Origin of the sequence: Streptomyces sp. NPDC001381, assembly GCF_042895685.1 — a bacterium.
GTDB lineage: Bacteria > Actinomycetota > Actinomycetes > Streptomycetales > Streptomycetaceae > Streptomyces.
On record NZ_JBIAWO010000005.1, the window covers coordinates 171878 to 184490 of the forward strand.

General features: G+C 73.7%; 11 protein-coding genes. 4 read left to right on the forward strand and 7 right to left on the reverse strand.

Going from position 1 to position 12613, the window contains the following annotated elements; all coding sequences use genetic code 11:
- Window positions 1-3 precede the first annotated feature (3 nt).
- From ACFY2L_RS23530 to ACFY2L_RS23555, 6 genes are all read right to left on the reverse strand, one after another.
- Entirely contained in the window at window positions 4-726 is a 723-nt protein-coding gene (locus ACFY2L_RS23530; protein WP_390657297.1) for a lysophospholipid acyltransferase family protein, read from the reverse strand.
- A 162-nt stretch (window positions 727-888) separates the two neighbouring features.
- Window positions 889-2130 (reverse strand): PP2C family protein-serine/threonine phosphatase, encoded by a 1242-nt coding sequence (locus ACFY2L_RS23535; protein WP_390657298.1) that lies wholly within the window; start codon window positions 2128-2130, stop codon window positions 889-891.
- A gap of 86 nt (window positions 2131-2216) precedes the next feature.
- The gene (locus tag ACFY2L_RS23540; protein WP_390823279.1) at window positions 2217-5372 is read right to left on the reverse strand and encodes a SpoIIE family protein phosphatase; all 3156 of its coding nucleotides are present in this window, start codon (window positions 5370-5372) and stop codon (window positions 2217-2219) included.
- 148 nt (window positions 5373-5520) lie between these two features.
- A complete protein-coding gene (gene rocD / locus ACFY2L_RS23545) occupies window positions 5521-6774 on the reverse strand; it encodes an ornithine--oxo-acid transaminase (protein ID WP_390823280.1) in 1254 nt (417 codons plus the stop codon).
- Entirely contained in the window at window positions 6771-7583 is an 813-nt protein-coding gene (gene ddaH / locus ACFY2L_RS23550; RefSeq protein WP_390657882.1) for a dimethylargininase, read from the reverse strand. The genes rocD and ddaH overlap by 4 nt, the downstream gene beginning before the upstream one ends.
- 135 nt (window positions 7584-7718) lie before the next feature.
- On the reverse strand, window positions 7719-8222 hold the full coding sequence (locus ACFY2L_RS23555; protein WP_390657301.1) for an Lrp/AsnC family transcriptional regulator: 504 nt from the start codon (window positions 8220-8222) through the stop codon (window positions 7719-7721).
- 77 nt (window positions 8223-8299) lie between these two features.
- On the opposite strand from ACFY2L_RS23555, the gene ACFY2L_RS23560 reads away from it, so the two are divergent.
- The 4 genes from ACFY2L_RS23560 to ACFY2L_RS23575 are packed head-to-tail and all read left to right on the forward strand — an operon-like array spanning window position 8300 to window position 12391.
- Window positions 8300-9049 (forward strand): LytR/AlgR family response regulator transcription factor, encoded by a 750-nt coding sequence (locus ACFY2L_RS23560; RefSeq protein WP_390657302.1) that lies wholly within the window; start codon window positions 8300-8302, stop codon window positions 9047-9049.
- A 1-nt stretch (window position 9050) separates the two neighbouring features.
- The gene (locus ACFY2L_RS23565; protein ID WP_390657303.1) at window positions 9051-9449 is read left to right on the forward strand and encodes a hypothetical protein; all 399 of its coding nucleotides are present in this window, start codon (window positions 9051-9053) and stop codon (window positions 9447-9449) included.
- Window positions 9450-9458: 9 nt separating this feature from the next.
- Window positions 9459-11189, forward strand: coding sequence for a cation acetate symporter (locus tag ACFY2L_RS23570; RefSeq protein ID WP_390657304.1), 1731 nt, complete (start codon window positions 9459-9461; stop codon window positions 11187-11189).
- Complete coding sequence (locus ACFY2L_RS23575) at window positions 11186-12391, forward strand: sensor histidine kinase (protein ID WP_390657305.1); 1206 nt, start codon at window positions 11186-11188, stop codon at window positions 12389-12391. Before ACFY2L_RS23570 ends, ACFY2L_RS23575 begins: the two co-directional genes overlap by 4 nt.
- On the opposite strand, the gene ACFY2L_RS23580 is transcribed toward ACFY2L_RS23575, so the two are convergent.
- A complete protein-coding gene (locus ACFY2L_RS23580; RefSeq protein ID WP_390657306.1) occupies window positions 12392-12562 on the reverse strand; it encodes a hypothetical protein in 171 nt (56 codons plus the stop codon).
- Between the last annotated feature and the right edge of the window lie 51 nt (window positions 12563-12613).

The following is a 12613-nucleotide window of genomic DNA, read 5'->3' on the forward strand; positions in this document are numbered from 1 at the left end:
ACGTCAGCGGAGCGGCAGACGCGGGAACCTGCGCTGCTTCTCGGCCGCCGCGGCCTCCTCCGCCTTCACGACCGCCGCGTACCGGTCGACGTACTCCTGCTCGGACAGCGTCAGAATCGCATACATGATCTCGTCCGTGATGGCGCGCAGGACCGCCTTCTCGTTCTCCATGCCCGCGTAGCGGGCGAAGTCGAGAGGCTCGCCGAAGCGGATGACCACCGGGTGGAGGGTGGGGATGACCTTGCCGGGCGGCTGCGCCTCGAAGGTGCCGATCATCGCGCAGGGGATCACCGGCACCCCGGCCTTCAGGGCCATCACCGCGACGCCCACCTTGCCCTTGTACAGGCGGCCGTCGTGCGAGCGGGTGCCCTCCGGATAGATGCCGAGCAACTCCTCCTTGGCCAGTACGCCCAGGCCCTCGCGGATGGCGGCCTGACCGGCCTCCTTGCCGGAACGGTCCACCGGGATCTGCCCGGCGCTGCGGAAGAAGGCCGCCGTGAGCCGGCCCTTGATGCCGGGACCCGTGAAGTACTCGGCCTTGGCCAGGAACGTGATGCGCCGTTTGAGGACTGCGGGCATCAGGAAGTGGTCCGAGAACGACAGGTGGTTGCCCGCGATGATGGCCGGTCCCGACTCCGGGACGTGCTGCAGACCTTCTATTCGGGGACGGAAGAGCAGGCGCAGAAGCGGCCCCAACACCACGTACTTCAGAAGGTAGTAGAACAAGAAGGATCGCTCCTCAGCCCGGCGGCTCGGCACCGCCACCGTGTTCCAGCAGGTCAACCGGCATGATGTGGGCAGCCAGTGTAGGGGCACGCGGGGGCCGCCGGTACCGTGCCGAACGGCCCATGCCGCACGGCCGTCGCCGTCCACGACCCGCCGTCGCGCTCACAGCCGTACGACCACCAGGGCCGTGTCGTCGGTCGCGCCGCCATGCGGCAGCAGTTCCAGCAGGACGGAGTCGGCGAGGGTCTCCGGGTCGGCCTCCCGGTGCAGGCTGAGGGCCTCGGCGAGACGGCCCAGGCCGGTGTCGATGTCCTCGTGCCGCCGCTCCACCAGGCCGTCCGTGTAGAGCACGAGGGTGGCGCCCTGGTCGTAGACCGTGCGCGCCTGCGGCCGGGGCCCCGGGTCGGGGCTGGCGTCGAGGGGCGCGTCGGTGGCCCGGTCGAGGAATTCCACCCGGCCGTCCGGGTGGACGAGCGCGGGCGGGGGATGGCCGGCGCTGCTGTAGGTGATGGTGCGGCGGTCGAAGTCGATGAACGTGGTGACCGCGGTCGCCGACTCGGCGCCCTCCACCACGTGGGCGTACCGTCCGAGGACGTCGAGGGCCTCGGCCGGCCCGTCGGCGACCCGGGAGGCCGCGGTGAGCGCGCTGCGCAGCTGGCCCATGACCCCGGCCGCCTCCAGGCCGTGCCCCACGACGTCGCCGACCGACACGCCGATACGGTTGCCGCCGACCAGGTCGACGAGGTCGTACCAGTCGCCGCAGACGTTCAGCGAGCCGACCGCCGGGCGGTAGCGCACCGCCGCGTGATGGTCGGCCACCTGGGGGCGGGCCGGGAGCATCGCCTCCTGCAGGGCGAGGGCCACCTCCCGCTCCCGGGCGTGCGCCAGGCGCAGCCGCTCGTTGAGCTCCTGCAGTTCACGGGCGCGCGTGTACAGCTCGGCCTCCAGCACGCGGGTCCGGCTCCCCGGGCGCCCCACGTTCCGGGAGCCGCGGGCCCGGATCAGTTCGGTGACCTCCTCGACGCGGTGCACGAGGAGCACCACGGAACCGTCCGGGCCGAACACCGGCGCGTTGACCGGGCTCCAGTACCGCTCGTCCCACTCCCCGGGCCGTTCGGCGTCCTCGACGTCGTAGCGTTGCAGGGCCATCGCGTCCCGCTCGCCGGTGGCCAGCACCCGCTCCAGCGAGGACTGCAGATTGCGGACACCGCTCGCGCCCGGGTCGTTGGGGTTGTCCGGGAAGACGTCGAAGAGATGCCGGCCGATCACCTGCTCGCGTCTTCGCCCGGCGACGCGCAGGAACTCCTCGTTGGCGTCCGCGTAGACGAGCCCTGGCGTCAGCAGCGCCACCATGCCGGGCAGGGCCTGGAACACCGCCGCGTAGTCGATCGCCGTGTCGTTCATGGCTCGCGCCCCATCCGCCGGTCCCGCTTCACATCCACCGGTTTGGGCAATTTTCGCACGTGATGCGACGTGGGGGGCCTTGTGTGTCACCCGCCGGGATCCGTGACGGACTGCTCGGCCCAGATGATCTTCCCTTCGGGGAGGAAGCGGGTGCCCCAGCGCTGGGTCACCTGGGAGACCAGCAGCAGGCCCCGGCCGCCCTCGTCCGTGGTGCGCGGATGACGCAGATGGGGCGCGGTGGCCCCGCCGTCGAAGACCTCGCAGACCAGGGTGCGCTCACGGATCAGCCGGAGCCGGATGGGGCCGGTGGCGTAGCGGATGGCGTTGGTGACCAGCTCGCTGACCACCAGCTCGGTGGTGAACGACAGCTCCGCGAGCCCCCACTCGGTCAGCCGGCGGCTCGCCGTCTTGCGGGCCTCGGAGACGGCCGCCGGGTCGGCGGGCAGCTCCCATTCGGCGACCCGGTCCGCGGACAGCCGGCGCGTCCGGGCCATCAGCAGGGCCACGTCGTCGAACGGGCGGGCCGGCACGAGCGCGTCGATCACGGCCTGGCAGCGCAGGTCCAGGGTGTCCGCCCGCCGCTCCAGGGCCTGCCGCAGCCGGGTGCGGTCGGCGTCCAGCGCCCACTCCTCGCCCTGCGCGAGCAGACCGTCGGTGTGCAGCGCCAGGGTGCTGCCCTCCGGCAGGACCGTCTCCACCGACTCGAACGGCGGCCCGCCCGCGCCGAGCGGGGGCCCCTGCGGCAGGTCCACGAACGTGATCGTCCCGTCGGGCAGGACGACCGCCGGCGCGGGATGCCCGGCGGCGGCCATCGCACACCGGCCGTCCACCGGGTCGTAGACGACGTACACGCACCCCGCCCCCTGCGCCTGGGTGCTCGCCTCCCGCCCCTCCTCACGGGACGTACGGGCGACCAGATCGTCGAGATGGGCGAGGACCTCCTCGGGCGGCAGGTCCAGGGCGGCGAGCGTGCGTACGGCGGTCCGTACGCGCCCCATGGCCGCCGCGGCGTCGATGCCGTGCCCGGGCACCTCGCCCACCACCAGGGCCACCCGTGCCGCCGACAGCGGGATCAGGTCGTACCAGTCGCCGCCGAGACCGGTCAGCTCGTCGGCCGGCCGGTAGCAGGCGGCCACCTCGACCGCGTCCTGCTCGGGCAGCCGCTGGGGGAGCAGACTGCGCTGCAGCACCAGGGCCGCGTCCCGTTCCCGGGTGTAGCGGCGGGCGTTGTCCACGCAGACGGCCGCCCGCGAGACGAGGTCCTCGGCGAGCGCCACGTCGTCGGCGTCGAACGGCTCCCGCCGACGGCGCCGCAGGAAGGTCGTGACACCCAGCGTGGCCCCCCGCGCCCGCACCGGCACGATCAGCACGTCGACCGGATCGGACGGCGAGGCCGCCTCCGGCTTCGCCTCCATGTCGCGCAGCCACTCCCCGGCCGACGCGTCGAGCCGCTCGGCCCGCCAGGGCTGCCCGGTGAGGAGACAGCGGACAGGAGGTGAACCGGCCGGATACCGGACCGCCCCGCCGTCCTCCGCCCCGCCCCCGACCGCCGCAGAGCCCTCGCCTCCGGCAGCCGCGGGGGCGTCGGCCCGTTCGGTGCCGTGGTGGCGGTCGGCGGGGTCGGCATCCGTGTGGGCGTCGGCGCCGCCCGCGTCCGGGGCGGGGCCCGGCCGGCCGGCGGCGTCGGCCTCGCGTCCGGCCGTCGCGGGGGCGTCGGCTCGGTCGGTGCCTTCGGCGGTGCTGTGGGGGTCGGTGGGGTCGGTGTTCTCGGGGGCGTCGGTGCCGCCCGCGCCCGGCCGGCCGGCGGCGTCGGCCTCGCGTCCGGCCGTCGCGGGGGTGTCGGCCCGGTCGGTGACTTCGGTGGTGGTACGCGCGTCGGTGGCGGCCGGCCGGTTGGGGGTGGGCCTCGGGGCGGTGCCGGTGGCAGCCCCGGCCGAGGGCGGGGCGCCCGGCCGGCCCGCGGCGTCGGCCCTCCCGACGGTGTCGGCCGCGCCCACGCCTCCGGCCGCCGCACGGGCGCCCGGTCGGTCGGCGTCGGCCCTCCCGACGGCGTTCTCCGTACGCTCGGCTTCGGTCGCCGCGGGGGCGCCCGGCCGGTTGGCCGCGGGGCTCTCGGCGGTGTCGGTGGCGGTCTCGGCTGCCGTCGGGGCGTCCGGCCGGGTGGCGGTGGGGGACGTGTGGTCCGTGCCGGTGGCCGGCCCGGTCGGGGTGGGGGCGGGCGGTGAGCCGTCAGGCGTGTCGGTCGCGGGCCCGCCGGGGCGGGGGGTTCCGGCGATCCGGAGCCCGGCCCGGCGCAGCGGTACGGAGTCGCCGGGGCCCGCCGTCGTCAGGCCCGGGGCGGGTTCCGCGCCGCGCAGCACCGGCTCCAGCAGGTCCACGGCGACCGCGTCGGCGAATCCGGGGACCGCCACGTCGGCCAGTTCCTGAGCGGTGCGGGCGATGTCCAGGCTGCTGCCGATGCGCCGGCCGGCCCGGTCCAGCAGGGCGAGCCGCTGCCGGGCGCGGTGGCGGTCGGTGATGTCCACGACCGTGTAATAGACGCCCATCGCGTTGCCGTGCTCGTCCTCGAGCCGGGTGAACGACAGCATGTGCGCGGTCTCGCGGTGCGGGGCGGCCCGTAGGTGCCCGACGTGCTCGTAGCCGACGACGGTCTCGCCGCTCTCGAGCACCCTCCGCATCTGCGCCTCGGCCGCCTCCGCGTCCAGGCCCGGCTGCACGTCCGCGAACCGCAGCCCCAGCCGGTCCCCGGGCCGGCCCCCGCCGAACCTGGCCAGGGCTTCGTTGGACCACACGAACCGCAGATCGGTGTCGACGATCGCGATGCCGACCGGGGAGCCGGTCACCATCTGCTCCAGGACGAAGCGGCTCATCGTCCAGCCGGGGGCGTCGCCCATCTCGTTCAGCAGCACCAGCCAGCGGGACGGGGTGCCGGGCTCGTCCGCCGAGGTGAACCGGGCCATGACCGGGACCGGCCGGCCGTCCCCGCGCCGGGCGGACAGCAGCCCGCTCCAGCCGCCGTCGCGACGGCACCGCTCCAGGATGTCCGGCACCCGGCCGGCGTCCGCGTCGGTCAGCAGGCCGGCCAGGTCCTTGCCCACCGCTTCCGGCGACGGGTAGCCCAGCAGCCGCTCGGCGTCCCTGGTCCAACTCGTCACGACGCCCCGCCCGTCGAGCAGCAGGGGCGCGGCGTCCGCCACGTCGAACCGCCGGCGGGCAACGCCGTCCTCGTCGTGTGTGCCCACGGTCGACCTCTCTGTCGCTGAGAGTGGTCTACCACCTCGTGCCTCAATCTTCACCCTGCCCGCCCGGCACCGACCGGGCCACCCGGGACCCGAGAGGCGTCCCCGCCCGGGGAGGCGCCTCTCGGGTCCCGGCGGGCACCCCGCCCGCTCAGGCCCCCTTGGTCAGCGCCCTCTCCAACGCTTCCAGCGCCGAGCCCAGTTCCTCACCGGTGATCGTCAGCGGCGGCGCCAGCCGGATGGTCGCACCATGGGTGTCCTTGACCAGGACGCCCTCCCGCATGAGGCGCTCGCTGACCTCGCGGCCGGTGCCGAGGGCCGGGTCGATGTCCACGCCCGCCCACAGGCCCCGGGCCCGGAAGCCGACGACCCCCCTGCCGACCAGGCCGGTCAGACCGTCCCTGAGGACGCCGCCCAGATCCGCCGCCCGCTGCTGGAACTCACCCGTCTCCAGCAGTCCCACCACCGCCGTGCCGACCGCCGCCGCCAGCGGGTTCCCGCCGAACGTCGACCCGTGCTCGCCCGGCCGCAGCACGGACAGCACCTCGCGCCGCGCCACCACGGCCGACACCGGCACGATCCCGCCGCCGAGCGCCTTGCCGAGCAGCAGCACGTCGGGGACGACCCCCTCGTGCTCCACGGCCAGCGTCCGGCCGGTCCGGCCCAGGCCGGACTGGATCTCGTCCGCGATGAACAGGCAGTTCGCCCGGCGGGTCAGCTCCCGCACACCGGCCAGATAGCCCTCGTCGGGGATGATCACCCCGGCCTCGCCCTGGATGGGCTCGATCAGCACCGCGGCCGTGGTCTCGTCGACCGCCGCCTCCAGCGCCGCCAGGTCGTTGTACGGGACGATCCGGAAGCCCGGGGTGAAGGGACCGAAGCCGGTGCGGGCCGTCTCGTCCGTCGAGAAGCTCACGATCGTCGTCGTACGGCCGTGGAAGTTCTCCGCCGCCACCACGATCGTCGCCCGGTCGGCCGGGACGCCCTTCACCTCGTAGGCCCACTTGCGGGCCACCTTGATGCCGCTCTCCACCGCCTCCGCGCCGGTGTTCATCGGCAGCACCATGTCCAGGCCGGTCAACTCCGCGAGCCGCTCGGCGAATTCGGCGAGGCGGTCGTTGTGGAAGGCACGCGAGGTGAGGGTGAGCCGGTCGAGCTGGCGGTGCGCCGCCTCGATCAGCAGGGGATGGCGGTGGCCGAAGTTGAGGGCCGAGTAGCCGGCCAGCATGTCGAGATAGCGGCGGCCCTCGACGTCCTCCACCCAGGTGCCCTCGGCACGCGCGACGACCACGGGCAGCGGGTGGTAGTTGTGCGCGAGGACCGGCTCCTCGGCGCGGATCAGCTCGCCGGAGGAACGCGCGGGGGCGGTCTCGGACGAACGCGCGGGAACGACGGGTGCGGTCATGAGCGGATCTCCTGGGTGCAGCACTTGATGCCACCGCCGGCCTTCTGGAACTCGGACAGGTCGACGGGGACGGGGACGTAGCCGCGCTCGGTCAGCCCGGCGGCGAGGGCCTCGGCCCGGGGGGCGATGAAGACGTGGCGGCCGTCGGAGACGGAGTTCAGGCCGAACGCCATCGCGTCGTCGCGGGTGGCGAGCACCGCGTCCGGGTACAGCCGGGCGAGCACCTCCCGGCTGCCCGGCGAGAACGCCTCCGGGTAGTAGGCGATGTTCTCGTCGTCGAGCACGAACAGGGCGGTGTCCAGGTGGTAGAAGTGCGGGTCCACCAGGGTCAGGCTGATCACCGGGTGGCCGAAGAACTCCTGCACCTCGCGGTGCGCCTCCCGGGTGGTCCGGAAGCCCGTCCCGGCCAGCACGTACCGGCCGGTCCACACCAGGTCGCCCTCGCCCTCGCAGACGTTCTCCGGGCGGTACACGTCGTAGCCGGCGGTCTTGAACCAGGTGTCGTAGTGCACCGACTCCTGGCGCCGTTCGGGCGCGTGGAAGAGGGAGCCGAAGACCCGGCCCGCCACGACGACCGCGGAGTTCGCGGCGAAGACCATGTCCGGCAGACCGGGCGCCGGATCCACGGTGTCGACCGTGTGGCCGTGGGAGCGGTAGGCGTCGATCAGCGACCGCCACTGCTCCTGGGCGAGGTCGACGTCGACGGGGGTGTCGGGATGCATCCAGGGGTTGATCGCGTACTGCACGGCGAAATGTCTGGGTTCACAGACCAGGAAGCGCCGGGCGCGCGGCACACGGCCGCCGGTCACACTCTCGCGCACAGAGGGGTTCCTCCGCTTTTCCTACGGTGCCGAAGGGATGACACCAAGGTAAGAAGCGACAGCGGAGTGCTACAAGGCGGGAACGCTGCGTGGCCACGCACGATCGCTGCGTGCTGTGCCTGCTCAGCGCAGGTTCGCTGCGTCATCCGGAGCCGCGACGGTGGCTCCCGCCTCCGGACTCTCCGGCAGCAGATGCGACAGCACCATCACACTGATCGTCTTCCGGATGAACGGCTCGACCCGGATCCGCTCCAGCACCTCCTCGAAGTGCTCCACGTCCCGCGCCCGCACGTGCAGCAGCGCGTCCGCCCCGCCCGTCACGGTCATCGCGGCCGTGATCTCCGGATGGTTGCGCACCACCTCCGCGAGCCGGCGCGGGGGAGCGGCCCCCTCGCAGTACACCTCCACGTACGCCTCCGTGCGCCAGCCCAGCGCCGACGGCTTCACCGTGGCCGTGAACCCGGTGATGACCCCGGTGTCCCGCAGCCGGTCCACCCGGCGCTTGACCGCCGTCGCCGACAGGCCGATCGCCGATCCGATCTCCGCGAAGCTGCTCCTGGCGTTCGCCATCAGAGCGGTGACGATCTTCCGGTCCAGCTCGTCGAAAGGGGCAGTGCCGCTGTTCATGCGGGCACTGTATCCAGCGGATACGTCCACACCCGGCACATGTCCAGCCGTGCCGATCGCCCCTACACTCCACGTTCATGCTGCGCGCCCTCGCCGTCGACGACGAACGCCCCTCGCTCGAGGAACTGCTGTACCTGCTGAACGCCGATCCCCGCGTCGGCAGCGTGGAGGGCGCCGGCGACGCGACCGAGGCGCTGCGCCGCATCAACCGGGCCCTGGAGTCCGGCCCCGACGGCCCGGAGGCCATCGACGTCGTCTTCCTCGACATCCAGATGCCCGGTCTCGACGGCCTCGACCTCGCCCGCCTCCTCACCGGCTTCGCCCGGCCGCCGCTGGTCGTGTTCGTCACCGCCCACGAGGACTTCGCCGTCCAGGCCTTCGACCTCAAGGCCGTCGACTACGTCCTCAAGCCCGTCCGCAAGGAACGCCTCGCCGAGGCCGTCCGCCGCGCCGCCGAACTGCGCGGCACCGCGCCCCGCATCCCCGTCCACGAGCCCGACCCCGACCACATACCCGTCGAGCTCGGCGGCGTGACCCGTTTCGTCGCCGTCGACGACATCACCCATGTCGAGGCCCGCGGCGACTACGCCCGCCTGCACACCGACCGCGGCAGCCACCTCGTCCGCATCCCCCTCTCCACCCTGGAGGAGCGCTGGCGCGCCCGCGGCTTCGTCCGCATCCACCGCCGCCATCTCGTCGCCCTGCGCCACATAGGAGAACTCCGTCTGGACGCCGGCACGGTGAGTGTCCTGGTCGGCGGCGAGGAACTGCAGGTCAGCCGCCGGCACGCCCGCGAGCTGCGGGACCTGCTGATGAGGAGGCCCTGACGTGCCCGGCCAGGACCCCGCCGAGCGGCGTGTCGTCGTCACCGGCCCGCCCCGCCGCACCGTCCCCCACGCCCGGCTCCGCTCGCGCGGACGGTACCCCCACGCCTCCGGCTACTACCGCCCGCGCACCGAGATCGACGAGCAGACCACCCTCGGCCACACCTACGTCCGCTCGCTCATGCGCTCCCAGCTGCGGGCCGCGCTCGCCGTGTTCGCCGTGCTGGTCCTGCTGGTCGGCCCGCTGCCGCTGCTGTTCGCGGCGATCCCCGACGCGCACCGCCTGGAGTGGGCGGTCCTCGGCTTCTGCCTCTACCTCCCGCTCGTCCTGCTGGCCCGCTGGTACGTCCGCCGCGCCGAACGCAACGAACGGGACTTCGTGCGGCTGGTCGAGGACCGGTAGGGCAGGCCGGTGAACTCGACGTACGCCGTACCCGCCGTCGCCCTGGTGGTGGTCGCGACCGTCCTGGTCGGCGCCTTCGGCCTGCGCATCTCCCGGACGACCTCCGACTTCTACGTCGCCTCCCGCACCGTCGGCCCCCGTCTGAACGCGGCCGCCATCAGCGGCGAGTACCTCTCCGCCGCCTCCTTCCTCGGCATCGCCGGCCTGGTCCTGGTGCAGGGCCCCGACATGCTCTGGTACCCGGTCGGCTACACGGCCGGATACCTCGTCCTGCTGCTGTTCGTCGCCGCCCCGCTGCGCCGCTCCGGCGCCTACACCCTCCCCGACTTCGCCGAGGCCCGCCTCGCCTCCCCCGCGGTGCGACGGCTCGCGGGCGCCCTCGTCGTCGGTGTCGGCTGGCTGTACCTCCTTCCCCAGCTCCAGGGCGCCGGGCTGACGCTGACGGTCCTCACGGGGGCGCCGGACTCCCTCGGCGGGCTGATCGTCGCGGTCGTGGTCACCGCGACCGTGGCCGCGGGCGGCATGCGCAGCATCACCTTCGTGCAGGCTTTCCAGTACTGGCTCAAGCTCACCGCCCTGCTCGTCCCCGCGCTCTTCCTGGTGCTCGCCTGGCAGGGCGACGGAGCGCCCCGGAGCGCCTTCGAGGAACCGGCCGCCTTCCGCGAGCAGCGCACGGTCCGCGTCGACGACACCCTCGACCTGAAGCTCGACCGCCCCCTGACCGTGACGGTGGACGGCACGGTCGACGGCCGCCCGCACGCCGGCGCCGTCCTGCGCCTGCCCGCCGGCACCCACCGCATCGAGCGGGGCACCCGCCTCACCTTCGCCCGGGGCACCGCGGTCCCCACCGCCGGACGCGGCGGCAGCGGCGGCATGTCCACCTCCCTGGCCGCCAGCCGCGAGGAACGCCCGTTGTACGCCACCTACGGCCTGATCCTCGCCACCTTCCTCGGCACGATGGGCCTGCCGCACGTCGTCGTCCGCTTCTACACCAGCCCGCACGGCGTCGCCGCCCGCCGCACCACGGTCGCCGTCCTCGCCCTGGTCGGCGCCTTCTACCTCCTGCCGCCCGTCTACGGCGCCCTGGGCCGCCTGTACACCCCCGAGCTCGCCCTCACCGGCGACGCCGACGCCGCCGTCCTGCTGCTGCCCGACCGGATGATCGGCGGACTCGGCGGCGACCTGCTCGGCGCACTGGTGGCCGGGGGCGCCTTCGCCGCGTTCCTGTCCACGGCGTCCGGGCTCACCATGGCCGTCGCGGGCGTCCTCACCCAGGACGTCCTGCCGACCCGCGGCGTCCGTCACTTCCGGCTGGGCACCGGCCTCGCCATGGTCGTGCCGCTGGCGGCCAGCCTGCTGGTGGGCGGGCTGCCGGTGGCCGACGCGGTCGGCCTCGCGTTCGCCGTGTCGGCGTCCTCCTTCTGCCCGCTGCTCGTCCTCGGCATCTGGTGGCGCCGGCTGACCCCGCCCGGAGCGGTGGCCGGGATGGTGGTGGGCGGCGGGTCGGCGTTCGTGGCGGTGGCCGCGACCATGGCGGGCCTGCCGGGTACGGGCCGGCTGCACGCCCTGCTCGCCTGGCCGGCGCTGTGGTCCGTACCCCTGGGCTTCCTGACGATGATCCTGGTCTCGCTGGCCACACCGGGCCGGGTCCCGGCCGGCACGGCGGCGATCCTGGCGCGCTTCCACCTGCCGGAGGAACTGCGCGCCGAGGAACTCAGAGCGCCGGAGGCGAGGGCATGAGCGGATTCCTGGCGGGCCTGTGCATGGCGATCCTCCCCTTCCTCGCCGTCGGCTTCTGGCTGGGCCGCCGCACCGCGCGCCCCGGGAACCTGGGCGGCCTCGGCACCCCCGTCGAGCACGCCACCTTCCAGACCCTGCACACGGCGTCCCTGGCCGCGCCCCCGCTCCGGGCCGGCCTCACCGAGGAGACGGCCCGCAAGTCCGCCCGCGGACTGCGCACCCTGCTCGGCACGGACGCGCTCTGCCTCACCGACCAGAAGGAGGTACTGGTCTGGGACGGCGTGGGCGCGCACCACCGCGGCGAGATCATGGAACGGCTGGCCGACCCCCTGGAGCGCGGCCGCGGCGAGGCCTTCCGGCTCAGCTGCGAGCACGCCGACTGCCCGGTCCGCTGGGCCGTGGTCGCCCCGCTCACCGTCGACGACCGGGTCCACGGCGCCCTGGTCGCCTGCGCGCCCCGTGAGTCCGCCGTGCTCGTCCGGGCGGCGGGGGAGGTGGCCCGCTGGGTGAGCGTCCAGCTGGAGCTCGCGGACCTCGACCAGTCCCGTACGAAGCTGATCGAGGCGGAGATCAAGGCGTTGCGCGCCCAGATCTCCCCCCACTTCGTCTTCAACTCGCTCGCGGTCATCGCGTCCTTCGTCCGCACCGACCCCGAACGCGCCCGTGAGCTGCTTCTGGAGTTCGCCGACTTCACCCGCTACTCGTTCCGCCGGCACGGCGACTTCACCACCCTCGCCGACGAGCTCCACGCCATCGACCACTACCTGGCGCTGGTCCGGGCCCGCTTCGGCGACCGCCTCGCCGTCACCCTCCAGATCGCCCCGGAGGTCCTCCCCGTCACCCTGCCCTTCCTGTGCCTCCAGCCCCTCGTGGAGAACGCCGTCAAGCACGGCCTGGAGGGCAAGGCGGACAAATGCCATATACAGATCACCGCGCAGGACACGGGTGCCGAGGCCCTCGTCGTCATCGAGGACGACGGCGCCGGCATGGACCCGGTCCTGCTGCGCCGCATCCTGGCCGGCGAGGTCAGCCCTTCCGGCGGCATCGGGCTGTCCAACGTCGACGACCGGCTGCGCCAGGTGTACGGCGACGACTACGGCCTCGTCATCGAGACGGCCGTGGGAGCGGGCATGAAGGTCACCGCCCGGCTCCCGAAGTACCAGCCGGGCGTCCACTCGGCGGCCCGCCTCGCCCCCGGGTGATCAGCCGGTCTTCGTCATGATCATCGCGAGGGTGATCAGCCCGAGGACCACCCAGCCGAACCACAGCCAGCCGTTGCTGCCGAGCGCCACCGTGTAGGCGGTCACCGCGACCAGTCCGCCGACGGTGAGCACCCCCATGGTCTTCGTGGAACTGTCCGTGGAACCTGCCATCGCGACACCCTCCTCAGGGCCGCCCTCCGCTGGGCGTGTCCACCACCATGG

Coding starts and splice junctions, on each gene's coding strand:
- ACFY2L_RS23580 (WP_390657306.1), bottom strand. CDS start 12,562: ATGGCAGGTTCCACGGACAGTTCCACGAAGACCATGGGGGTGCTCACC.
- rocD (WP_390823280.1), bottom strand. CDS start 6,774: ATGACCGCACCCGTCGTTCCCGCGCGTTCGTCCGAGACCGCCCCCGCG.
- ACFY2L_RS23575 (WP_390657305.1), top strand. CDS start 11,186: ATGAGCGGATTCCTGGCGGGCCTGTGCATGGCGATCCTCCCCTTCCTC.
- ACFY2L_RS23535 (WP_390657298.1), bottom strand. CDS start 2,130: ATGAACGACACGGCGATCGACTACGCGGCGGTGTTCCAGGCCCTGCCC.
- ACFY2L_RS23560 (WP_390657302.1), top strand. CDS start 8,300: ATGCTGCGCGCCCTCGCCGTCGACGACGAACGCCCCTCGCTCGAGGAA.
- ACFY2L_RS23555 (WP_390657301.1), bottom strand. CDS start 8,222: ATGAACAGCGGCACTGCCCCTTTCGACGAGCTGGACCGGAAGATCGTC.